The following is a 22,806-nucleotide window of genomic DNA, read 5'->3' as shown; positions in this document are numbered from 1 at the left end:
ATCAGTCCGGCGCGCTCCCGGTTCCGCGCACCTGGTTCCGTAATTCCGTCAGCCACTGAGTCATTTCCGCCGGTGTGGCTTCGGGACCGATCAGTTCGGTGAGGACATGCCCCGCACAGGCCGCGTCGAGTACCCGTTCGGCCACGGCCATCGGATCTCCCCACGGCAGGTACGGTTTCGCCACCAGCAGCGAGGCGATACCGTGCGCGGCGGCCCATAATTCGAGCACGAGCGGCGTCGGGTCACCGCTGTCGACCAGGCCGTCCGCCATGGCCTCCTCGATCGTGGCCGCGAAGTACCGGAAGGCACCACTGGTCAGCACCAGATCGACGGCCCCGCTGGTGTGGGTGGGGATGGTGGCCAGCCGATACTGTTCGGGATGGTCGAGCGCGAAGCGGATATAGGCCAGCCCGAGCCGCCGGAGCCGCAGCGCCGGTGGGTCATCGGGGTCGACCGCGGCTTGCATCGCGGTGTTCAACGCTTCGAACACTTCCGCGACAGCTGCTTCGATCAGTGCGTCCTTATCGGCGAAGTGGCGGTAGATCGAGGGCGCGCTGACCCCGACCCTGCCCGCGACCGCGCGGATCGATACGGCGTCGACATTGCCCGTGCGTTCGAGCAGTTCCCGGGTGGCGGTGATGATCTCGGTCCGCAACCGGCCCCCGGTGCCGCGCGGTGACCGCGGTCGCGCGCTCATACCCGCACCGGAGGTTCGGCCGCGGCCGGCCGCTGTTCGGTTTCCTCACTGAGACCGAAGCGAGCGTGTAGCCGGGCCAGCGATTTCGGCGCCCACCAGTTGAGCGGGCCGAGTAACCGCATCAGCGCCGGGACCAGCAGGGCCCGGATGATCGTGGCGTCGACGAGCACCGTCAGAGTCAGCCCCAGACCCATCATCTGGATGAACGAGACCTTGGACGTGGTGAGTGCGCCGATCACGATGGCCATCAGGACTGCCGCGGCGGTGAAGATCCGGCCGGTGCGCGCCACCCCGATGGCGACGGATTGGGTGTTGTCCTCGGCGGCGAATTCGTTACCGGTTCGCCCGGCCCGGCGGCGCAGCCATTCCTCGCGGACCCGTGACAGCAGGAACACCTCGTAGTCCATGGACAGACCGAACGCCAGGCAGAACATCAGGATCGGCATCGTCGGCACCAGATACCCGACAGCGGTGAAACCGAGCAGGCCCTCCAGATGGCCCTCCTGGAATATCCACACCATCGCGCCGAACGCCGCACTCAGCGAGAGGGTGTTCAGCAGCAGAGCTTTCAGCGGCAGGATGAGGCTGCCGGTGAACAGGAACAGCACAACGAACGTGGTCAGCACGATCAGCAGTGCGGCCAGGGGGAGCCGCGCGGCCAGCGCGTCGAGCGAATCGTCGTTCGTCGCCGCGGCCCCGGCGAACACCGTGTGGGACGGGGCCGGCACGGACCGCAGGTTCTCCAATTGGTCGCCCCCGGCGGGGGAGAAGGGGTCGAGCGAGCTGTTCACGGTGAGATAGGTGCCGGTATCGTTCGCCATCCCCGGAGGTGAGGAGGCGAGCCGGTTACCGGAGACATAAACGCCCGCGCTGGACAGCACGCCGGTGACGTCACCGACCTCGGACAACCGGGCCGCGTATCCGGCGACGGCATTTTCGTCGTGGTAGCCGTCGAGCACGATCGTGGTGTTGCCGCCGGGGTCGGCCCTTGGGAATTCGGCGCGGATCTCGTCACCCACGTAACGGCTGTCGGCCGAGGTCGGGAGCACCCGTTCGTCGGGGTAGCCGAATTTCACGCCGAGGAACGGTGAACCCAGCGCCAGCAGCAGCGCCACGATCACCAGGGATACCGGGACCGCGAAGCGCATGACCCGCAGAACCAGCCGGTACCAGCCCGTCCGTTCGGGAACCATGGCGCCCAGCGGGGCGGGTTCGCGACCGAACAGCCGGAGCAGCGGCGCGCGCAGGTCCAGCGAATTGACCCGGTGTCCCAGCAGTACCAGCGCCGCGGGCAATACGACGACCGAGGCCGCCGCGGCGGCAACCACAACCGCCACCCCGGAGTAGGCGAAGGAACGCAGGAAGTACAGGTCGAAGACGAGCATCGCCGAAAGTGAGAGCGCCACGGTGAGCGCGGAGAACAGTACGGTCCGCCCCGCGGTCTGCAGGGCGCGCACGGTGGCCGCGCGGGGGTCCAGGCCGGCCGCGAGTTCTTCGCGGAACCGGCTGACGATGAACAGGCTGTAGTCGATGGCCAGCGCCAGGCCGAGCGCGGTCGTGAGGTTCATCGCGTAGATCGACACATCGGTGAACAGGGTGAACAGCCGCAGAATCGCCAAGGTGGCGGCGATCGCGAACAACCCGACCAGCAGCGGCAGCGAGGCGGCGATCAGACTGCCGAACACCAGTATCAACACGACCAGGGTCAGTGGGATCGCGGCGGCTTCGGCGACCGCCAGATCATGAGTGATCTGCCCGTTGACCTCGTTGAAGGTCGCGGCCACTCCGCCCGCGCGCACGGTGATACCGTCGGCCGTTCCGGTCACCTGGGGGTTGAGCTCACCCGCGACCTCCTGCATCTGTGTTTCGTCGCCGTCCAGATGTACGGCGATGAGCGCGGATTTCCCGTCGGTGCTGCGCAACGCCGAGGCCACCGCGGGAGAAGGCGCGGTCCAATAGGACTGGACTTCTCTGGCGTCCTCGTGCGCCCGGATCGTATCGACGATCTGCAGGGCCCGGGCGCGGACCGCCTCCCCGTCCACCCCGTCCGGCGATTCGACCAGCAAAGTGTAGTTGGGTGCGGCGCCCTCGAAGTTGTCCGCGAGCAGTTCGGTGGCCCGAGTGGATTCGGCGTCCGAGGAGACGAATCCGCCCGATTTCAAACCCGATGCGGCGCCGGCGCCGAAGGCCCCGCACAGCAGTGCGACGACCAGCGTGCCGGCGAGTATCGCCCGCGGGAATCTCGTAACGAATTGCGCTATACGGATCAGCATTGCGGTGCCCCCGGAAGTCGTTAGGTTAGTGGCGTTAGCGTAACGCTGTTAACCCAGAGATGGAAGAGGCCGGACGCGCCCTCGGCGCCGATATCCAGTTCAGCGATATCCGAGAACTCCGCGTGACCCAGATGAAGCGTGCCCGCAGGCGGCACCGAGCCTTATCCGGCGGCACCGAGCCTTATGAGGCCCTTGGTGGTTCGGGGCCCGTCTCGTTCTGGAGCGACCAGAGGAAGGGAGCGCAGCGACCGACCGCCGGGAGTGAAGAACGAGACCAAGGGGGCCCCGAACCCGCGACGCCGCAGGCGGCGCCAAAAAACACAGCCAATAGACTCCCGTTGTGGCTCTGTACCGGAAGTACCGACCGGCAACGTTCGCTGAGGTGGTGGGTCAGGAGCATGTCACGGACCCGCTGTGTACCGCGCTCGATACCGGGCGGATCAGTCATGCCTATTTGTTCTCCGGTCCGCGTGGTTGCGGGAAGACCTCGTCGGCCCGGATTCTGGCCAGATCGCTGAACTGTGCGCAGGGGCCCACCTCGACCCCGTGCGGGACCTGCGCTTCGTGCGTTTCGCTGGCTCCCGGGGGCGGCGGGAATCTCGATGTGATCGAGTTGGACGCGGCCAGTCACGGCGGGGTGGACGACACCCGAGAACTGCGTGACCGGGCTTTCTACGCGCCTGCCGAGTCCCGCTACCGGGTGTTCATCGTGGACGAGGCGCATATGGTGACCACCGCCGGGTTCAACGCGCTGCTGAAAATCGTCGAGGAACCGCCGGCCCATCTGATCTTCGTTTTCGCCACCACCGAGCCGGAGAAGGTGCTGCCCACCATCCGCTCGCGCACCCATCATTACCCGTTCCGGTTGCTGCCACCGGCCACGATGCGGAGTCTGCTCGGGGAGATCTGTGAGCAGGAACAGGTGCCCGTGGAGGAGGCGGTATACCCGCTGGTGATCCGTGCGGGCGGCGGTTCTCCGCGGGACAGTTTGAGCGTTCTCGACCAGTTGCTCGCGGGCGCCGGGACCGACGGCGTCACCTATGCGCGCGCCGTCGCGCTCCTGGGGGTGACCGATGTGGCACTGATCGACGATGCGATCGACGCGCTGGCGGGCGGCGACGGCGCGGCGCTGTTCGGCACCGTCGATCGGGTGATGGAGGCCGGTCACGATCCGCGGCGTTTCGCGGTGGACCTGCTGGAACGCCTGCGCGATCTGATTCTGATGCAGGCCGTGCCCGATGCCACCGAGCGTGGTCTGGTCGCGGCGCCCGGAGATCTGCTGGACCGGATGCGTGATCAAGCGTCTCGCCTCGGGCCCGCGACGCTCACCCGCTGTGCCGAGCTCCTGCACGCCGGCCTGGGGGAGATGCGCGGCGCCACCGCGCCCCGGCTGCTGCTCGAGGTCGTCTGCTCGCGGATGTTGCTGCCCGCGGCCGATGTATCGGAAGGCGCGACCCTGCAGCGGCTCGAACAGTTGGAGCGGCGGGTCGCAACCGGTGTGGTGCCGGCCGGAAACGGTGCGGAGCCGGTGCTGGGGGCCGATAGCGAAGGCCCGGCACCCGCCCGGCCGGCAGCCGATCCGTCCCGGCGCCGGGGCGCCGAAGCGCTGGCGGCGCTGCGGGAGTCCAAGGTGGCACCGGACGGCCCCGCGGCCGATGCGCTGCCAGGAGACCGCGCTGCGGGGCCCGCGCCGCGGCCTCCAGCGGCAGTACAAGGTCCGCCTCCGGAAACCGGCACTTCCACTTCCGCTACAGGGGCGCCAGAGGTGGCGGAGGCGCCGCGGCAGGCCGGTCCAGAGGCCGGGGGCGAAGACAGAAAACAGCCAGTCGACGGACCGTCCGCCGGGCCCCCGCGGCCCGCTGATCGGATACGTCCGGAAGCTGCGGAGACCCGCCCGGCCCGGCAACCACAGGGGGAGTCCGCGCCGACGGCGGCCGATGCGGGAGATGCGGTTACCGAGGCGGTACCGGCCGCGGGAGCAGGCTCGCCGGCTCCAGGTCGAGAGGATGCGGTCGCCGCGGAAACCGAATCCGCCCCTCCCGGCGAGCCGAACGGCCCGGAGACCGACCCGGAATTGCTGGCCGCCGTGGAAGCGGCCTGGTCGGAGATCAAGGTGAAGGTCCGGGAATTCGGGCCCACCATCGGTGCGATGCTCACCTCGGGCGCTTCGGTAACGGCGGTCGAGCAGGGCGAGATCGTCCTTGCGCACCACGCGGCGCTGGTGCAGCGGTTATCGCAACCGCAGCCGCTGGCGGCGGTGCGATCGGCGGTCGCCGCGGTGCTCGGACGTGAGCATCCGGTGCGCTGGGTTGTCGCCGGAGCGCAGGTTTCGCGTGGCCCCGGCGGGCGGGAGCGGGGTGGCCGCAGGTCCGGCGATGCCGATTCGGGTGATTCCGAGGGGGGTCGCCGAGGTGGTCCGCGGCGGACCTGGACCGGGCGCCCCGGGGGCGAGGCGGTAACCGCTGACGGCGGAACGGGGCAGGAGGAGGCCACTCACACGGCCGTCGGCACGGAAGGCGGCGGCCCGGATCCCACCGGCCGGCCCGGGGCCGGTGGCGGAGATTCCGAATCGAGCCGCGCGGCCGGTGGCGCTCCGCGGCGCACCGCCGCGCCCCGGTTCTCACGGCCGAGCCAGGCCCGCGGTAACGCCGTGGCCTCCGGAAACCCCTATGACGACATCCCGCCTCCCGACTATCCGGACCTTCCGGACGATCCGGGCCCGGAGGACTACGGTTATGGAGCGGGCGCTGTCCCGGCGGCGACCCCGGAGGAAGAGCAGGAGATGCTCGACGACGCGGCGCGCCCGGCCGCTCCCGGGGAGCGGCGGGACCCGGACGAGGTCGCCCTGGAGTTGCTGGCCAGTGAGCTCGGCGCCACTCCGTTGAACAGTTGACAAGCACCGGCTCGACCACGTTAAGTTAACCGGAGTTCGCATCCGGCGGTACTATGGGCGGGTGGCTGCGGACTTCCGCGCGACAAGGTTCTATGGTGGGCCGTGACGAGCGGGCCGCCGGATACCCGTCCGCTGGTTCGTGCCGTGGTTTGTACAGCGTATGCCCGCGCGGGTTTCCGGCCCGTCAGCGCTGCCAACTGAATACGGACGGTCGGTCGAACGGCCGGTCGGCGAGGTAACTCGCGTCTGCTCCGCTCGGTGCGGCGTGGGCGTATTCCTAGGAAGGGACACTCCGATATGACCACAGAGGCCTACATTTACGAGGCCATCCGCACCCCGCGCGGCCGCAACAAAAAGGGGTCGCTGCATTCGGTCAAGCCGATCGATCTCACCACTGGTCTGGTGCAGGAGCTGCGCAACCGCTTCCCGAACCTCGACGAGGATCGGATCTCGGACCTGATCCTCGGTGTCGTCTCCCCGGTCGGTGACCAGGGCTCCGATATCGCCCGCACCACCGTGCTCACCGCCGGCCTGCCCGAAACCGTCGGTGGTTTCCAGCTCAACCGCTTCTGCGCCTCCGGCCTGGAAGCCGTGAACCTGGGTGCCCAGAAGGTCCGCTCCGGCTTCGACGACCTGGTCATCGCCGGCGGCGTCGAATCCATGTCGCGCGTGCCGATGGGCTCCGATGGCGGCGCCTGGATGCTCGACCCGGCCACCAACTACGACACCTACGTCGTACCGCAGGGTGTCAGCGCCGACCTGATCGCCAGCATCGAGGGCTTCTCCCGGGAAGACGTCGACGCCTACGCCGTGCGTTCGCAGGATCTGGCCGCCAAGGCGACCACCGGCGGCTACTTCGCCAAGTCCATCGTCCCGGTCAAGGACATCAACGGCCTGACCGTGCTGGACCGCGACGAGCACATGCGCCCCGGCACCACCCTGGAAGACCTCGCCAAGCTGAACCCGTCCTTCGCGGGTGTCGGCGAAATGGGCGGTTTCGACGCGGTGGCGCTGCAGAAGTACCACTTCGTCGAGAAGATCAATCACGTCCACCACGGCGGTAACAGCTCCGGCATCGTCGACGGTGCCGCGCTGGTGCTCATCGGCAGCGAAGAGGCCGGAAAGGCCTCGGGCCTGACCCCGCGCGCCCGCGTCGTCGCGACCGCCACCAGCGGCGCCGACAGCACCATCATGCTCACCGGGCCCACCCCGGCGGCCAAGAAGGTGCTGGCCAAGGCCGGTCTGACCATGGACGATATCGACCTGTTCGAGATCAACGAAGCCTTCGCCTCGGTGGTGCTGAAGTTCCAGAAGGATCTGCAGATCCCGGACGAGAAGCTCAACGTCAACGGCGGCGCCATCGCCATGGGCCATCCGCTGGGCGCCACCGGCGCCATGATCACCGGCACCATGGTCGACGAACTGGAGCGCCGCGGCGCCCGTCGCGCCCTGATCACGCTGTGCATCGGCGGCGGTATGGGTGTGGCCACCATCATCGAGCGCGTCTGACTTCCCAACCGACTCGGATTCACAAGGAGATAGAAAAACCGTGAGCGAAGCCAACATGATCGGTTGGGAGAAGGATTCGGACGGCATCGTCGTACTGACGATGGACGACCCGAACCAGGGCGCCAACACGATGAACGAGCTCTACAAGACGTCGATGAAGGCGACCGTCGACCGGCTCGAAGCCGAGAAGGACGACATCACCGGCGTCGTGCTGACCTCCGCGAAGAAGACCTTCTTCGCCGGCGGCGACCTGAAGAACATGATGAACGTCGGGCCGGACAACGGTCCGGAACTGATGGAAGAACTGACCGAGATCAAGTCGGCGCTGCGCCGGCTGGAGACCCTCGGCAAGCCCGTTGTGGCGGCCATCAACGGCGCCGCGCTCGGCGGCGGCCTGGAGATCGCGCTGGCGACCCACCACCGGATCGCGGCCGACGTCCCCGGCTCCGCGATCGGCCTGCCCGAGGCGACCCTCGGCCTGCTGCCCGCCGGTGGCGGCATCATCCGTACCGTGCGCATGCTCGGTCTGCAGACCGCCCTCATGAGCGTGCTGCTGCAGGGGCAGCGCAACAAGCCGGCCAAGGCCAAGGAGATCGGCCTGGTCGACGAGCTGGTCGGTTCGATCGACGAACTGGTTCCGGCCGCCAAGGCGTGGATCAAGGCCAACCCCGAAGCCTCGGTGCAGCCCTGGGACAAGAAGGGCTTCAAGATCCCCGGCGGCACCCCGGCCAGCCCGGCGTTCGCGGCGAACCTGCCCGCGTTCCCGGCGAACCTGCGCAAGCAGCTCAAGGGCGCCAATATGCCGGCACCGCGGGCCATCATGGCCGCGGCGGTCGAGGGCTCGCAGGTCGGTATCGACGATGCGTCGCTGATCGAGTCCCGCTATTTCGTGCACCTGCTCACCGGGCCGGTCGCGAAGAATATGATCCAGGCGTTCTTCTTCGACCTGCAGACCATCAACAACGGTGGTTCGCGGCCGAACGATGTGCCCAAGAAGGAGATCAAGAAGGTCGGCGTGCTCGGCGCGGGCATGATGGGCGCCGGTATCGCCTACGTCTCCGCCAAGGCCGGCTACGAGGTCGTCCTCAAGGACGTCACCATCGAGGCGGCCGAACGAGGCAAGGGCTACTCGGAGAAGATCGAGGCCAAGGCGCTCTCCCGCGGTAAGACCACCGAGGAGAAGTCCAAGGCGCTGCTCGACCGGATCAAGCCGTCCGCCGATGTCGCCGATTTCGACGGTGTCGACTTCGTGATCGAAGCGGTTTTCGAGAGCACCGAGCTGAAGCACAAGGTGTTCCAGGAGATCGAGGACATCGTCACCCCCGACGCGCTGCTCGGCTCCAACACCTCCACCCTGCCCATCACCGGGCTGGCCGAAGGTGTGAAGCGCCAGGAAGACTTCATCGGTATCCACTTCTTCTCGCCGGTCGACAAGATGCCGCTGGTGGAGATCATCAAGGGTGAGCGGACCTCCGACGAGGCCCTGGCCCGGGTGTTCGACTACACCCTCGCCATCAAGAAGACCCCGATCGTGGTCAACGACAGCCGCGGCTTCTTCACCTCCCGCGTGATCGGCACCTTCGTCAACGAAGCGATCGCCATGCTCGGCGAGGGTATCGAGCCCGCCACCATCGAGCAGGCCGGTTCGCAGGCGGGCTACCCGGCCCCGCCGCTGCAGCTGACCGACGAGCTGAACATGAAGCTCATGCAGAAGATCGCCAAGGAGACCGAAGAGGCCGCCAAGGCCGGCGACGCCGCCATGGGTACCGAACGGCACCCGGCCATCGACGTGGTCGAGTACATGGTCGAACAGGGCCGCCCGGGCCGCCTGGAGAAGGCGGGGTTCTACGAGTACGACGAGAACGGCAAACGCCTCAACATCTGGCCGCAGCTGCGTGAGCATTTCAAGACCACCAGTGGTTTCAATGTGCCGCTGCAGGACCTGATCGACCGCATGCTGTTCGCCGAGGCGATCGAAACGCAGAAGTGTTTCGACGAGGGCGTGCTCGAATCGACCGCGGACGCGAACATCGGCTCGATCTTCGGCATCGGGTTCCCGGCCTGGACCGGTGGTGTGCACCAGTTCATCGTCGGATACCCCGGCGGACAGGCCGGCTTCGTGGCTCGGGCCGACGAACTGGCCGAGAAGTACGGTAAGCGCTTCGAGGTGCCGGCCTCGCTGCGCAAGTAGGTTCCGGTCCCGGACGGCAACTGTCCGGACCGGCAGGCGACACAGCCCGTCCCACCTGGTGTGGGGCGGGCTGTGTTTTTTGGCGCCGCCTGCGGCGCCGCAAATAAGCACAGACACGCGGCGGGAGGTTCAATCGCGCCCATAGGGGTATACCGCGCGCTACGTTGGAAGTGGACACCGGAACGGCGCCGCGGCGGCGTACTCCACCGCAGCCGGTTCGTACGAGTGCGAGGTGGTGAGATGAATCCACGAACGCGTTCGGGCCCACAGGGCCGCGAATCGGAGGACTCCTACGCTACCGCCCACGAACCGGAAAAGGCTGGGCCGGAACCCACTATGGCTGTGCCGGGGCACGGTCCGGAAACTGTGAGTGGCGAACCGGAGCGCATTGTCGACGATCTGGCGACCCTGGGGCTCACCGAGGCGCAGGAGATCGGGCGCGGCGGCTTCGGGGTGGTGTATCGCTGTGTTCAGCGGGCGCTGGACCGGGTGGTCGCGGTGAAGGTGCTCTCGTCGGATCTGGATTCGGAGAGCCGGGAGCGGTTCCTGCGGGAAGAACACGCGATGGGGCGGCTGTCGGGGCATCCGAATATCGTCGACATCCTGCAGGTGGACGTGACTGCCGGCGGGCTGCCGTTCATCGTGATGCCGTTCGCGACACATGGTTCGCTGGAACGTCTTGTTCACGATCTGGGCCCGTTGAGCTGGTCGGATACTCTACGTGCCGGGGTGAAACTGGCCGGCGCGATCGAGAGCGCGCATCGGACCCGGATCCTGCACCGTGATGTGAAACCGGCCAATGTGCTGCTGAGTTCGTACGGCGAACCGCAGCTCACCGATTTCGGGATCGCCCGGGTGCCGGGGGGTTTCCGGACCTCGGACAGCCAGATAACCGGCTCACCGGCCTTCACCGCGCCCGAGGTGCTCAAGGGCGCCGAACCCACCGTGCGTTCCGATGTGTACGGATTGGGTGCGACTCTGTTCGCGCTGCTCACCGGCCATGCCGCCTTCGAACGGCAGGCGGGGGAGCGGGTGGTGGCGCAGTTCCTGCGGATCACCACCCAGCCCGTCCCCGATCTTCGCGAACAGGACATTCCTCCCGATCTCGCTGCCGCGATCGAACAGGCCATGGCGCAGGACCCGAAGGACAGGCCCGATTCCGCCTACGAGTTCGGTGAGATGTTGCGAGCGGTGCAGGCCGCCCACGGGCAGGTCCCGGATGAGATGGCGCTGCTGGACCCCGATGTCACCGCGGTGGAAAACGCCGGGCCGGCACATGAGCGTTCGGCGCCCGGGGTGACCGCGCGGCGTGGCTGGCCGTTGCTGCCACCGACAGCATCGCGGTGGCGGATGGGGGCGGCCGGTACGGGTCGCGCCGCGGCTGCCGGTGAGGCCGGCGATTCGGGCCGGATGGAGCCGGCGGCCGGTGGGCACCCGCGGTCCCCGGCTACTCTGCCGCCCAGTCCGGCCACGAAGTTCCGTCCGCCGACCCCGCCGCGTGAGCCGGTGCGCCGGCCGCGACTGCTGGATATCCTGCGCACGGGTGTGGAATGCCGGCTCACGGTGATCCACGCCCCGGCCGGTTTCGGTAAGAGTGTGCTGGCCGCGCAATGGCGTGACGAGCTGGCGCTGCTGGGGCTGCCGGTCGCCTGGATCGGAATCGACAGCGGCGACGACAACGAGGTGTGGTTCCTGGCGCACCTGATCGAATCCATCCATCGCGTACGTCCCGATATCGGTGCCGGACTGGGGCAGATGCTCGAGGAGCGGCCCGCGGATACGGTCACATTCGCGGTGTCCAGCCTGATCGATGAACTGCACACCAGCGGGGAAGCCGTGGTGGTGATCATCGACGACTGGCACCGGCTCACCGACCCCGGCGCACAGCGGGTGCTGACCAGCCTGCTGGACAGCGGCTGCCACCACCTCCGTTTCGTGGTGACCAGCCGCGATCCCTCCGAACTGCCGGTCGGCCGGATGCGGATGAACGACGAACTGGTCCAACTCGATTCCGCGCAGTTGCGCCTGACCCGCGCCGAGACCGGTGAAATCCTGGTGCGCCGCAACGGTTTCGCGCTCGACGACGAACAATTGGACCGTCTGCATTCGGCGACCGACGGCTGGCCCGCCGCGGTCCAGTTGATCAGCCTCGCGCTGCGCGACGATCCCGACCCCACGAGCCTGGTGGAACGGTTGTCCGAAGGCGGGCACGGTATCCGCGAGTATCTGGCCGAGAACGTATTGGACACTCTCGAACCGACAATGCTCGATTTCCTGTCGGTGATCGCGGTAGCCGAACAGGTGGACGGGTCGCTGGCCATCGCGCTCACCGGGAATACCGAGGCGCCGCGGCTGCTCGAAGAGGCCGAGCGGCGCGAGCTTTTCCTGCGGCGTACCGATGACGATCCCGAATGGTTCCGGATGCAGCCGCTGTTCGCCGAATATCTGCGGGCGCGCCTGGACCGCACCGATCCGGGCCGGGTGAAAACCCTGCACCGGCGGGCCGCGCGGTGGTACGCCGAACACCAGCTGCTGCGCCGGGCGGTCGACCATTCGCTGGCCGGCACCGATTTCAAGACCGCGCTGGACCTGCTCGAAAACGGTGGTATGGATCTGATCGACGGTTCGCGGGTCGCGACGCTGCTCGGGTCGGTCTCCAAACTCCCGGTCCAGCAGGTGGCTTCGCGGTCGAAACTGCTGATGGCCGTCGCACGGGCGAATGTCAATCTGCAGCAGTCCACGGCCGCGCGGTCGGCGCTGAACCGGCTGTCGAACGCGTTGTCGCGGAGCCCGGAGGACGACGGCGAAGTACGCGAACAGCGCTGCCAGGCCGATGTGCTCGCCGCGGCCGACGAGATCTCACACGATCGCTCCGCGGGTGTGCTCGATCAGGTGGCCGAATCACTGCGGCATCCGGACGAACTGCCGGCCTGGACGGTCGCGACGGCGGCCAATATCCACGCCTACGTCAGAATCTGCGAATTCGACTATGCCGCCGCGAGCGAAATGCTGGAGTGGGCACGGCCCTATCAGGAGCGGTCCCGGGAGCCGCTCGGTGAGATCTTCGCCTGGTGCGGCCGGGGCCTCATCGCCTACGAACAGCTCGATATCCCGGTCGCGTCGAATGCCTATAAGCAGGCGTACCAGACCGCACAGCTGCGGGCGGGCCCACGGTCCCACGGGGTCCGGGCCGTCGCGGGGCTCCTCGGCGAACTCGAATACCGGCGCGGTGACCTGGCCGCCGCCGAGGAACTACTGGACGAGAGCTTCCAGCTGGTGGCCCGGGTGGGCCCGATCGAATCCCTGATCTCGACCATCGTGATCGGCGCTCGCGTGAAGGCGCTCCGCGGCGACCTGCCGGCGGCCGCGGTCCGGCTCGCCGAAGGGGCGCGGATCGCCTCGGATCACCAGATGACCCGGCTTGCCGCACAGATCCGGGCCGAGCAGTACCGGCTGGGCGTAGTAGCACCCGACCGCGGCCCGGAAAGCACCGCCGGAGGCGCCGGGAACGCCCTTGTCGCCCGCCACGCGCCGGAGACACCCGAAGCACCGACCGCGCTGGATGCGGAGGCCGGCGAGATAGCCACTATCCGGGCGCTGCTCGCCGGTGGGGTCCGGCATGAGCACGAACGCGCGGCCCGTCATGCGCGGGCGCTGCACAGCCGCACCCGTGACCAGGGCCGGCCCCGCGCCGAACTGGATATATCGCTACTGCTCGCCGAATGTCTGGCCGCCGCGGGCTGGGTCGGCGAATCGGCCGCCCTGCTGGCGCCGATTGTCTCCACCTGCGCCGAACTCGGCTGGACCCGGCCGCTGCTGGACGCGGGCCCGGCCGTGCTCGAGATCATGCGCGTACTGCGCGACGATCTGCCGGTGACCGCCCCGGACGGAACGGACGCGGTTCGCACACTGGGCGAGATCCGCGTTCCGATCCGTTTCCTGGACGAACTGCTGAGCTGATCGGCAGGGTTCTGCTAGGGCTGCCACCAGGGCCGCAGCGGAACCTCGGGGAGTCCGGAGCTACCCAGTTTCACCCCGAGTACCTGATGCAGCTGCACCACATTGCGTTCGAAGCCCAACCGGCTGCCCGCCATGTACAGGCCCCACACTTTCGCGGTGCCTATTCCGGCCTCGGCCACGCAGGCGTCCCAGTTGGCCACCAGGTTCTTGCACCATTCGGCGAGCGTCAGCGCATAGTGTTCGCGCAGATTCTCCTCGTGCAGAACCTCGAGCCCGACGTTCTGGATCTCGCTGATGATGCGCCCCGAGCCGATGAGCTCACCGTCCGGGAAAACGTAGCGGTCGATGAAATCGCCCGCCTTGGTGGCGCGGGTGTTGTCCGGCCGGGTGATGCAGTGGTTGAGGAACAGCCCGCCGTCGCGCAGTTTGCTCTGGATGAACCGGAAATAGTAGGGGTAGTTCTGCACCCCGATATGTTCGGTCAGTCCGATGGAGGAGACTGCGTCGAATTGGCCCTCCGGGATATCGCGGTAGTCGGAATGCCGCACCTCGGCGAGGTCGCTCAGACCGTCTTCGGCGATCTTCTTCTGCGCCCATGCGGCCTGTTCGGCCGACAGGGTCGCGCCGATGACCTTGACACCGCGTTTCGCGGCGTACCGGACCATTCCGCCCCAGCCGCAGCCGATATCGAGGAGTCGATCGCCCTCCTTCAACCGCAGCTTCTCGAAGATCAGCCGGTACTTGTTCTCCTGTGCCTGCTCCAGTGTCCACTCCCGCTCGCCGTAACACGCGCAGGTGTAGGTCATGGACGGGCCCAGCACATACTCGTAGAAGGTGTTGGAGACGTCGTAGTGGTGATGGATGGCCTCGGCATCGCGGGTCTTGGAATGCCGCAGGCCTTCCAGGGCGATCCGGCGCCAGCGCGGCAGGGTTTCCTGCGGCGGCGGCGGTACCGGGCGCAGCCGTTCCCAGCCGAGCGACCGGGCGATGGCCACCAGCGACAACGCCGACGGACGCTTGAACTTCAGGTCCGTCATCGCCGCGAGTATCTCGTACGGGTCACCGGGATGGATACCCGCGGCATCCATATCCCCGGAAATATAGGCCCGGGCCAGGCCGAGATCGCCCGGTGCGTTGGCGAGGTAGTTGATTCCACGGGGAGTGCGGATCTCGAGCGCGAACTCGGAGTCCACCGGCCCGGTGGTGCTGCCGTCGTAGGCGGTCAGCTTGATGGGAACATCGCCGTCGACCAAGGCTTCGACCACTTCGGCGATACTGAGCCGGGTCCCCAGATCCGCGAATGCGTCGGATCTGTCCTTGAATGTCGTCATTTGCGTTGCACCGCCTTCGAATACAGATCCAGCAGGCGCTGGCCGGGATCGTAGCGTTTTTTCAATTCTTTGTAGCTTTCGCCGCCGTAAAGGGCGTTGAATTCCTCGGGTCCGTAAAAGGAATCCGAGTACAGGGATTTATGTCCGTCGAATTCGGTGACGGTTTTCTCGATGGCGCGATTTGCCGCGCCATCTATCTGGCCGGGCGATTTCGGCACCGCCGACCAGAAGCCTATGTTGACGTACGTACGATCCGTCCGCAGCGGGTAGAGCGGCCACGGCTGAGTACCGGCCGCGGCGCCGGTATCGCGCAGTCGCAGCGGGCACAGCCACAGGGGTTCGATAGGAATTTCGCGCAGGAACCATTCCACGAAGTCGGCGGTGCGTTCCACCGGGACCTCGATATCCTGGACCACTCGCTCCTGCGGCGGATTGCCCTGGCGGGCCTGCAGCTTGTCACCGATGTTGTAACGGTGATCCAGAGCGATCAGCTTCCAGTAGAAACTGCTGCGGCGGTAGCGTTTCGGCCAGAATCGGCGGATCTTCGGATTCTGCGTGCCGAAGGCGCGTGAGCACCAGAACCAGTCGGTATCCCAGCGCCACAGATAATCGTGGATGGTGAGCCTGTCCCGTTTCGGCTCGGCTCCGTCGTGCTGAATGGACCGGTAATAGATATCCATTCCGGTGTAATCGCTGACCGGGCCGGGTTCGTCGGTTTGCCGTCCCAGCGTCAGGTAGCTCTCGCCGGCGCTGAACACCACACCGTCGAGGTAGTCGACAGTCTCCCCGTCGTAGCTGCCTTCCAGCACGATCCGGCTCAGGGTGGATTCGAGTTCGCGCAGGTCGTGGAACCGCAAATGCCGTAGTGCCACATAGGGCTGCACGGTTTCCAGTTCGATCTTCAGCCGGGTGGTGTAGCCCAGGGTGCCGTAGGAGTTCGGGAAACCGCGGAACAGTTCGGCATCCGGGCCGTCCGGGGTGATGGTGACGATATCGCCGGACCCGGTGAGTACCTCCATCTCCAGCACCGATTCGTGCGGTAGACCGCTGCGGAACGAGCTCGATTCGATACCGAGCCCGGTCACCGCGCCACCGAGCGTGATGGTCTTGAGCTGCGGTACCACCAGTGGGGCCAGCCCGTAGGGCAGGGTCGCGGCCACCAGGTCTTCATAGGTGGTCATCCCGGCGACCTCGGCGGTCTTCGCCCGCGGATCGACCTCGATCACCCGGTTCAGCCCCGATACGTCCAGTCCGGGCGCGGTGTTCTTCGCCCGGGCCCGGAAAAGATTCGAGGTCTTCTTGGCCAATCGCACATCGGCGTCCGCTGGGATGGCGCGGTAGCTCGCGAGCAGGCGATCGACACCTGCCCGATATGCGGCGAACCCGGATTCATTTGCGGCCGGACCGTGGCCGGCCTTCCCCAACAGACTCATTGCCACGTCTAGACGCTAGTCCTACATGGTCTTGCTCTGCCAGCGCGGGGGGATCATTCGGGCCGAAATGTCACATATCTGTTGCACCACGTTCGACAAACCATTCACCCTATTTGACCGTAATGTCACCATTTCTGCCCACATCCGACTTCACCCATTTCCCCCGATCCCGCGCGCGCCAAAACACACCCCAACCCGCAGTGAGCCAACTTTGGCCCGCAAGATCCGTGACCACCGCCCCGCCCGCCCGACCCGGCTGACGCAGCAGCCGCGCTCCTAAAATGGCCGAATGGCGATCTCCGACCTCCCCGCAGACGCTCGGCAACGGCGCACTGCCGAGATCCGCGAGTTCCTGCGTTCGCGGCGTTCGCGGCTGACCCCCGAGGACGTGGGCATGCCCGCGAGCGGCGGCCGGCGCACCCCAGGGCTGCGCCGCGAGGAAGTCGCCGTGCTCGCCGGTGTGGGCGTCTCCTGGTACACCTGGCTGGAACAGGGCCGTGAGATCAACGTGTCGGCCGAGGTACTCGACGCTATCGCTCGGGTCCTGCGCCTCGACACCGCCGAACGGGAACACCTGTACCTGCTCGCCGGGCTGAACGCCCCCGGTGCGCCCGCGGGCGACCGGGAGGTGCCCGACGGTTTCCAGCGATTGATCGACAGCTGGCTTCCACGCCCCGCCTACGTCATCGACCGGCACTGGAACCTGGCCGCGGTCAATCGTTCCGCGTGTGAGGTGTTCGGGTACACCGCCGGCGACCACAACTGCCTGGTGAGTTTCTTCACCAACGCCCGCTACCGGGCTGCGATCTGCCGGTGGGAGGACGCCGCGCGGGCGATCGTCGGTCAGTTCCGTGCGGATGCCGCGCGCTACCCGGACGACCCGGAGTTCAGCCGCCTGGCCGGCGATATGTGCGCCGCCAGCCCCGCCTTCGCCGATATCTGGGCGGAGCACCCGGTCGGCTCGGCAACTCAGGGAGTCAAGGTTCTCGACCACCCGCTGGCCGGTGAGCTGGTATTCGAGTACACCTCTCTGCCGGTACCGGACCTACCGGGTCACCGTCTGCTGCTGCACACCCCGGCGGCACACACCGACACCGACGTGCGGCTGCGCATGCTGCTCGACGGGCTCGTCAGGGAGCCGCAGTCCGGCGTCGTGTGAGCCGCGGTGGGCGAAGGGTGGTGGTGACAGACCCAGGTCGGTCCAGCACTGCCACATGCGCGCCGACCGGCCGACGATCATCGGCATGCAACGCTTTACGAACAAGACGGTCCTGATCACCGGTGGCGCCAGTGGTATGGGGTTCGCTACCGCGCGCCGAGTTCTGGACGAGGGCGCCTACGTCGTCATAACCGGGCGTGACGAGGTACGCCTGGAGAGCGCGCGGGCCCGCCTCGACGCCGGCGGGCGGATCCTCGCGGTGCGCGCGGATGTCACCGCTCCCACCGAGCTCGACCATCTGGCGCGGCAGATCGAGACCTGGCGCGGGGGACTGGACGCTGTCTTCGCCAACGCCGGGGTCGGGATCTTCAAGCCCAGCACCGAGCTCACCGAGGACGATTTCGACCGCACCGTCGACACCAACTTCAAGGGCGTGTTCTTCACCATCCACAAGGCACTGCCGCTGATGCGGGACGGCGGCTCCGTCGTCATCAATGCCTCCTGGACTCTGCACCGCGGAATGCGCGTCGCGTCGGTCTATTCCGCCACCAAGGCGGCCGCGCACAACCTCGCACGTACACTCGGCGCCGACCTGGCCCCGCGCGGGATCCGGGTCAACTCCGTCAGCCCCGGGTATATCGACACGGAGATGTACCGGGCGGCCAACCCCGACCCAGGCGCCGAGGCGCTCAACGCCGCGGAAGTCCCCCTCGGCTCGCTCGGCCATCCCGACGAGGTCGCGGCAGCTGTGGCTTTCCTGCTCTCCGACGATGCCTCGTACATCACCGGTCAGGATCTCGTCGTCGACGGCGGCCTCGTCGGCTCCTTGCCGGGAGCGTGAGACGTATGGCTTCGACAACGTCGGCCGGTGCGGCACACACTCGGACGACCGGGAGTGCCCGACGCCCGCACCCAGCCCTGACCCTGGCTGCCGTGCTCCTCACCCTCGTGATCCTCCCGACCGCGGTCACCGGCTCCGGAGTGGCGCTGCCGCATATCGGACGCGACACCCACGCTCCGCTGGCCGCCCTGCAGTGGGTGGTGCACGGCTACAACCTCACCTTCGCCAGCTTCATGCTCGCTTGCGGCTCGCTGGCCGACATATTCGGGCGCCGGCGGATGTTCCTCACCGGTGGGATTCTGTTCGCGCTCGCCTCGCTGGTGAGCGCGGTGGTGAGCGATATCTACGTGCTCGACCTGGCCCGCGCCGCGGCGGGCATCGGCGCCGCCGCGCTGCTCACCAGCGGCAGTTCGCTCCTGGCGGCGACGTTCGACGGGGCCGCCCGCACCCGGGCGTTCGCCGCCGTCGGCATCGTCACGGGTGCCGGCCTGGCGCTGGGTGCCATGGCAGCGGGGGTGCTCGCCGACGCCTGGGGCTGGCGCTCGTTCTTCGGTGCCCATGCCGTGGTGATGGCACTGGTACTGCTGGCCGTCCCGTTCATGCGGGAATCCCGCGACTCCTCGGCAGCCCGTATCGATTGGGCGGGCACCGGCACGTTGGTGGCGGGGCTGTTCCTGCTCATGCTCGGCGTGGTCGAGGGCCCGCACTGGGGCTGGTCCAGTGCGCCGGTTCTCGGCCTGCTGGCCGGGGCCGCCCTGCTGATGGCCGTCTTCGTCGTGGTGGAACGGCGGCAGCGACAGCCCATGCTCGACCTCGCGCTGCTGCGCAACCCCCGGTTCATGGCGCTGTGCCTGGTCCCGGTGGTGGCCACTTTCGCGTTCGTGATCCTGTTGCCGCTGCTGCCCAACTACCTCCTGATCGTGAACCAGGCGAGCAGCCGGACCGCGGGCGCCACGATGCTGCTCATGACCTTGCCCATCCTTCCCACCCCGATCCTGGCCGGGAAGCTGATCCGATGGGGCTTGTCGCTGCGGGCCGTCATCGCGGCCAGCCTGACTCTGATGACGCTCGGAGTCGCCTGGCTCGCACTGATCCTTCATCCGGGCGTCACCGCCGCGGAACTGGCCGGCCCCCTGATCACGCTCGGCGTCGGCCTCGGACTCAACTTCGGCCTCGTCGACGGCGCCGTCCTGACCGTCGTACCTCCCGAAACCACCGGCACTGCCGCGGGCTTCCTCAACACCCTCCGGCTCGGCAGCGAAGCCATCGTGATCGCGGCGGCCGGCTCGGCTCTGGTCAACCTCTTCCAGGGGAAGCTGAGCGAGCGTGCCGGCCATATCCCCGGCGACCTCGGCGCCTCGGACACGCTGGCCGACAGCGTCAACGCCGGAGACCTCACCGGCGCCCTGGCCGCCGTCCCGCCCGGGACCGCGCGGTCGGCGCTCTTCGACATCGTGGCACAGGATTTCACCGCGTCCTGGCAGATTCTCCTGTGGGGCAGCGCGGCTGTCTGCGCGGTCTTGTCCGTGGTGGTCGTCGTCATGCTCGCCGAGCGCCGCCGGACATCCTCCTGAGACCATGGACCCAGGGGGCTGAACCCCGCGCGCGCCAGCGCGCCGAAGATAAGGAGTGTTACACGTGGGACAGGTCAAGGCCGGCAGTTCGATCGAGGTCTCCGCAGATCCGCAGCGCGCACTGGCGGCGATCGCCGACTACGCGGAGGTGCGGCCGAGGATTCACTCCGCGAACTACCGCGACTACAAAGTGGTGGAAGGCGGTCAGGGTGACGGCACCGTCGCCGAGTGGACACTGCAGGCCACCGAGAAGCGCGTACGCAATATCCGTGCCCAGGTATCGGTCGCCGGCACCGTCGTCACCGAGAAGGACGCCAACTCCACCCTGGTCAACACCTGGACCGTCGCCCCGTCCGGTTCCGGTTCGACGGTGACACTGGAGACCACCTGGCAGGGCGCCGGCGGAATCTCCGGCATTTTCGAGGGTATTTTCGCCCCGATCGGTATGCGCAAGATCCAGGGAGAAGTACTGGCCAATCTGAAGGCCGAACTCGCCTGAATCCGTGAGGTGGTCCGGATCGGACCGCTTTCGCGGAGGTATTCGCACGGTCTCCGTGCGGCTGGGCAGCGCAGCCTGCCGCACGGAGTGCTCGCCTCAGGCGAGGACGAAGGACAGCACCGGGGACTGCCCAGCGCCCGGCCACCAGGACCAGCCCAGCCACACACCCGGGACGATTTCGCGGATCTCGTCGTAGACCTGCGGTGTCGGTGACGGTGCGTAATCCAGTGCCCAGGTGGTCTCGCCGTCGATCCGGGAGCGGCCGCGCGCGATATCGGCAGGCCAGGCCTCGAATCCGGCTCCGGTCACCCGGTTCATCAGCCGGCCACCGTCCGGGCCGGTGTAGAAGGTTTTGCCGCTCCAGAGCGCCGGCGCTACCGGCTCGATGGCCGACGACGAGGTGACCCAGCCGTTCTTCACCCCGGCCGGTATCGCGCCCGCCTGTGCGGAGGCATAGATCTCGGTACTCGCGGCGGCGCAGCGCCACCGCAGCGAATCGATGGTGACTTGCGTATTGCCCGGGTCGATGACACAACCGTTGCCGTAATCGGCAACCGGGCCGGGCTCGGCGTGGCCGGTGGCGACCGGCCACATACCGAGCGCCAGGATCATCGCACCCACTGACAGAGCCTTGGACATTGTCGTCTCCGGGAGGTTCGGTTCCGCGGCGAGCTCGAGTACGTCGGCGGACGCAAACTTAAGCGGCAGGTGCGGGCGGGATCCGGAGGCGCGGCGGACTAGGCTGAATTGTGACTCGTCCGTAGAGAGGAATGCCGTGCAGCCCGATGGTCAGTTCGATATGCAGCAGTTGCTCCAGCAGGCCCAGCAGATGCAGGAGCAGGTGATGGCGGCGCAAGCCGAGATCGCCGCTGCCGAAGTGGAAGGGCAAGCGGGCAACGGCCTGGTCAAGGTGACGATCAAAGCCACCGGCGAGATCCTGTCGCTCACCATCGACCCGAAGGCTGTGGACCCCGAGGATGTCGAGACCCTGCAGGATCTGGTGATCGGGGCGATCAACCAGGCCATGGCCACCGCCCAGGAGCTGGCCGCCGAGCGGCTGGGCCCGCTGGCAGGCGGCGGTGGCGCGCCGGGCCTGCCCGGCTTCTGAGCCGTACCGGGGTATCGCGGTGTACGAAGGTCCGGTTCAGGATCTCATCGACGAACTGGGCAAACTACCGGGCGTCGGCCCCAAGAGCGCCCAGCGGATCGCGTTCCACCTGTTACAGGTGGAACCGCCGGAGATCGACCGGCTGCAAGCGGTGCTGCAGAAGATCCGCGACGGCGTGCGCTTCTGCGCGCAATGTGGCACGGTCGCCGACGGTGAGCTGTGCCGGATCTGCGCGGATCCACGCCGGGACCGCAGCATGATCTGCGTGGTCGAGGAACCCAAGGATGTTCCGGCGATCGAACGCACCCGCGAGTTCCGCGGCCGCTACCACGTTCTGGGCGGGGCGCTGGATCCGTTGAGCGGGATCGGCCCCGAGCAATTACGGATCCGGGAATTGCTGACCCGCATCGGTAATCAGGACGACGGGGTGGACGTCACGGAGGTGATCATCGCGACAGATCCGAACACCGAGGGCGAAGCGACCGCGACCTATCTGGTGCGAATGCTGCGCGATTTCCCCGGGCTCAGCGTCACCCGGCTCGCCTCCGGCCTACCCATGGGCGGTGATCTGGAGTTCGCCGACGAGCTGACCCTGGGCCGGGCATTCTCCGGCCGCCGCGCCCTGTGACGGCCCCGCTCACATCTCCAGTTGTTCCCACGACAGCTCGTCCAGCCGGGCGCGCTCCTGCCGGGTCCAGTCCCAGATCAGGTCCGCGACCGCGGCCGCGCCGCTGACCTGCGTGCCGAAATGCCGGTCCGGGCCACCGTCGCGATATTCGAGCGTGAAATCCTCGCCGGCGTTCCGGTAGGTCTGGATATAGAACTGGGGTTCCCGCTCCACGATCAGATACGGGGACGGTTCGCCCAGCTCCCGCACCCATAAGCCCGCGAGTGTTTCGGTCAGATAGGGGAATTCGCCGGCACCCCCGTGGGTGACGGTGACCGGGATATGCCCGGCGGGGTCGATCAACCAGTTCAGCTGGGGGTCGAAGATCGCGTAATCGCGCGGTGTGGCCAGTTCGAACACCAGGTTCCGTACGAAGCCGATGGCATCGTACGGGCTGGGGATATGCAATACGGTTCCGTACGGTGTGCCGCCGATCGGGGCGACACTCAGGAAGCTTTCCTCTTCCGGTAGTTCGGCATTGCGCGCATTCAACTCGGCCGCTATCTCGGCAGCCTCGGCGGCCTCGTCCCGCCCCTCCTGACTCGCGAGATACGCCTCCACCTCGGTGGGGTCGGAGGCGACGCCTGACGGGATCAGCAAAAGGTCATAGCTCACCCCCACAGTGTTTACGGTGTGCCGGCACGCGCCGAAAGCACCCCTCACCCGCAGAC

General features: G+C 67.5%; 16 protein-coding genes. 10 read left to right on the top strand and 6 right to left on the bottom strand.

The features are described 5' to 3' along the window. Position 1: 1 nt before the first annotated feature. Both ABZ827_RS25040 and ABZ827_RS25035 read right to left on the bottom strand, forming a co-directional pair. Complete coding sequence (locus ABZ827_RS25040; protein WP_357241215.1) at positions 2-697, bottom strand: TetR/AcrR family transcriptional regulator; 696 nt, start codon at positions 695-697, stop codon at positions 2-4. Then, positions 694-2,970, bottom strand: coding sequence for an MMPL family transporter (locus ABZ827_RS25035; RefSeq protein WP_357241212.1), 2,277 nt, complete (start codon positions 2,968-2,970; stop codon positions 694-696). Before ABZ827_RS25035 ends, ABZ827_RS25040 begins: the two co-directional genes overlap by 4 nt. 340 nt (positions 2,971-3,310) lie before the next feature. Here ABZ827_RS25035 and ABZ827_RS25030 point away from each other — a divergent pair, with 340 nt between their 5' ends. From ABZ827_RS25030 to ABZ827_RS25015, 4 genes are all read left to right on the top strand, one after another. Then, entirely contained in the window at positions 3,311-5,863 is a 2,553-nt protein-coding gene (locus tag ABZ827_RS25030) for a DNA polymerase III subunit gamma and tau (protein ID WP_357241209.1), read from the top strand. 297 nt (positions 5,864-6,160) lie between these two features. Further along, positions 6,161-7,372 (top strand): acetyl-CoA C-acetyltransferase, encoded by a 1,212-nt coding sequence (locus ABZ827_RS25025; RefSeq protein ID WP_357241206.1) that lies wholly within the window; start codon positions 6,161-6,163, stop codon positions 7,370-7,372. Between the two features lie 40 nt (positions 7,373-7,412). After that, entirely contained in the window at positions 7,413-9,563 is a 2,151-nt protein-coding gene (locus tag ABZ827_RS25020) for a 3-hydroxyacyl-CoA dehydrogenase NAD-binding domain-containing protein (RefSeq protein ID WP_357241203.1), read from the top strand. Positions 9,564-9,899: 336 nt separating this feature from the next. Next, positions 9,900-13,523 (top strand): protein kinase, encoded by a 3,624-nt coding sequence (locus tag ABZ827_RS25015; protein WP_357241431.1) that lies wholly within the window; start codon positions 9,900-9,902, stop codon positions 13,521-13,523. 14 nt (positions 13,524-13,537) lie between these two features. On the opposite strand, the gene ABZ827_RS25010 is transcribed toward ABZ827_RS25015, so the two are convergent. Continuing rightward, on the bottom strand, positions 13,538-14,854 hold the full coding sequence (locus tag ABZ827_RS25010; RefSeq protein WP_357241200.1) for a class I SAM-dependent methyltransferase: 1,317 nt from the start codon (positions 14,852-14,854) through the stop codon (positions 13,538-13,540). Next, positions 14,851-16,287, bottom strand: a complete 1,437-nt coding sequence (locus ABZ827_RS25005) for an FAD-binding oxidoreductase (protein WP_357241428.1) — start codon at positions 16,285-16,287, stop codon at positions 14,851-14,853. The genes ABZ827_RS25010 and ABZ827_RS25005 overlap by 4 nt, the downstream gene beginning before the upstream one ends. Before the next feature lie 289 nt (positions 16,288-16,576). Here ABZ827_RS25005 and ABZ827_RS25000 point away from each other — a divergent pair, with 289 nt between their 5' ends. The 4 genes from ABZ827_RS25000 to ABZ827_RS24985 all read left to right on the top strand — a co-directional run bounded on the left by ABZ827_RS25000 (position 16,577) and on the right by ABZ827_RS24985 (position 20,360). Then, positions 16,577-17,446, top strand: a complete 870-nt coding sequence (locus ABZ827_RS25000) for a helix-turn-helix transcriptional regulator (RefSeq protein ID WP_357241197.1) — start codon at positions 16,577-16,579, stop codon at positions 17,444-17,446. 85 nt (positions 17,447-17,531) lie between these two features. Next, complete coding sequence (locus tag ABZ827_RS24995) at positions 17,532-18,287, top strand: SDR family oxidoreductase (protein ID WP_357241194.1); 756 nt, start codon at positions 17,532-17,534, stop codon at positions 18,285-18,287. Between the two features lie 92 nt (positions 18,288-18,379). Beyond that, positions 18,380-19,861: an MFS transporter gene (locus ABZ827_RS24990; RefSeq protein WP_357241191.1), complete on the top strand. Its 1,482-nt coding sequence runs from the start codon at positions 18,380-18,382 to the stop codon at positions 19,859-19,861. A gap of 64 nt (positions 19,862-19,925) precedes the next feature. Then, positions 19,926-20,360 carry an SRPBCC family protein gene (locus ABZ827_RS24985; RefSeq protein WP_357241188.1) on the top strand — a complete coding sequence of 145 codons (435 nt, stop codon included), beginning with the start codon at positions 19,926-19,928 and terminating at the stop codon, positions 20,358-20,360. Between the two features lie 96 nt (positions 20,361-20,456). On the opposite strand, the gene ABZ827_RS24980 is transcribed toward ABZ827_RS24985, so the two are convergent. Continuing rightward, positions 20,457-20,999 (bottom strand): hypothetical protein, encoded by a 543-nt coding sequence (locus tag ABZ827_RS24980; RefSeq protein WP_357241186.1) that lies wholly within the window; start codon positions 20,997-20,999, stop codon positions 20,457-20,459. A gap of 136 nt (positions 21,000-21,135) precedes the next feature. On the opposite strand from ABZ827_RS24980, the gene ABZ827_RS24975 reads away from it, so the two are divergent. Continuing rightward, positions 21,136-21,468 (top strand): YbaB/EbfC family nucleoid-associated protein, encoded by a 333-nt coding sequence (locus tag ABZ827_RS24975; RefSeq protein ID WP_357241183.1) that lies wholly within the window; start codon positions 21,136-21,138, stop codon positions 21,466-21,468. Positions 21,469-21,487: 19 nt separating this feature from the next. After that, positions 21,488-22,096, top strand: a complete 609-nt coding sequence (gene recR / locus ABZ827_RS24970; RefSeq protein ID WP_357241180.1) for a recombination mediator RecR — start codon at positions 21,488-21,490, stop codon at positions 22,094-22,096. A 9-nt stretch (positions 22,097-22,105) separates the two neighbouring features. Here the strand turns inward: recR and ABZ827_RS24965 are convergent, their stop codons facing one another. After that, positions 22,106-22,750, bottom strand: coding sequence for a hypothetical protein (locus tag ABZ827_RS24965; protein WP_357241177.1), 645 nt, complete (start codon positions 22,748-22,750; stop codon positions 22,106-22,108). Positions 22,751-22,806: the final 56 nt, after the last annotated feature.

It is taken from the genome of Nocardia sp. NPDC019395, from assembly GCF_040632335.1.
GTDB lineage: Bacteria > Actinomycetota > Actinomycetes > Mycobacteriales > Mycobacteriaceae > Nocardia.
The sequence above is the reverse complement of the archived record's forward strand: the minus strand, read 5'-3'. Positions and strand labels throughout refer to the sequence as shown.

Coding starts and splice junctions, on each gene's coding strand:
- ABZ827_RS25040 (WP_357241215.1), bottom strand. CDS start 697: ATGAGCGCGCGACCGCGGTCACCGCGCGGCACCGGGGGCCGGTTGCGG.
- ABZ827_RS25035 (WP_357241212.1), bottom strand. CDS start 2,970: ATGCTGATCCGTATAGCGCAATTCGTTACGAGATTCCCGCGGGCGATA.
- ABZ827_RS25025 (WP_357241206.1), top strand. CDS start 6,161: ATGACCACAGAGGCCTACATTTACGAGGCCATCCGCACCCCGCGCGGC.
- ABZ827_RS25015 (WP_357241431.1), top strand. CDS start 9,900: ATGGCTGTGCCGGGGCACGGTCCGGAAACTGTGAGTGGCGAACCGGAG.
- ABZ827_RS25010 (WP_357241200.1), bottom strand. CDS start 14,854: ATGACGACATTCAAGGACAGATCCGACGCATTCGCGGATCTGGGGACC.
- ABZ827_RS25005 (WP_357241428.1), bottom strand. CDS start 16,287: ATGAGTCTGTTGGGGAAGGCCGGCCACGGTCCGGCCGCAAATGAATCC.
- ABZ827_RS25000 (WP_357241197.1), top strand. CDS start 16,577: ATGGCGATCTCCGACCTCCCCGCAGACGCTCGGCAACGGCGCACTGCC.
- ABZ827_RS24995 (WP_357241194.1), top strand. CDS start 17,532: ATGCAACGCTTTACGAACAAGACGGTCCTGATCACCGGTGGCGCCAGT.
- ABZ827_RS24980 (WP_357241186.1), bottom strand. CDS start 20,999: ATGTCCAAGGCTCTGTCAGTGGGTGCGATGATCCTGGCGCTCGGTATG.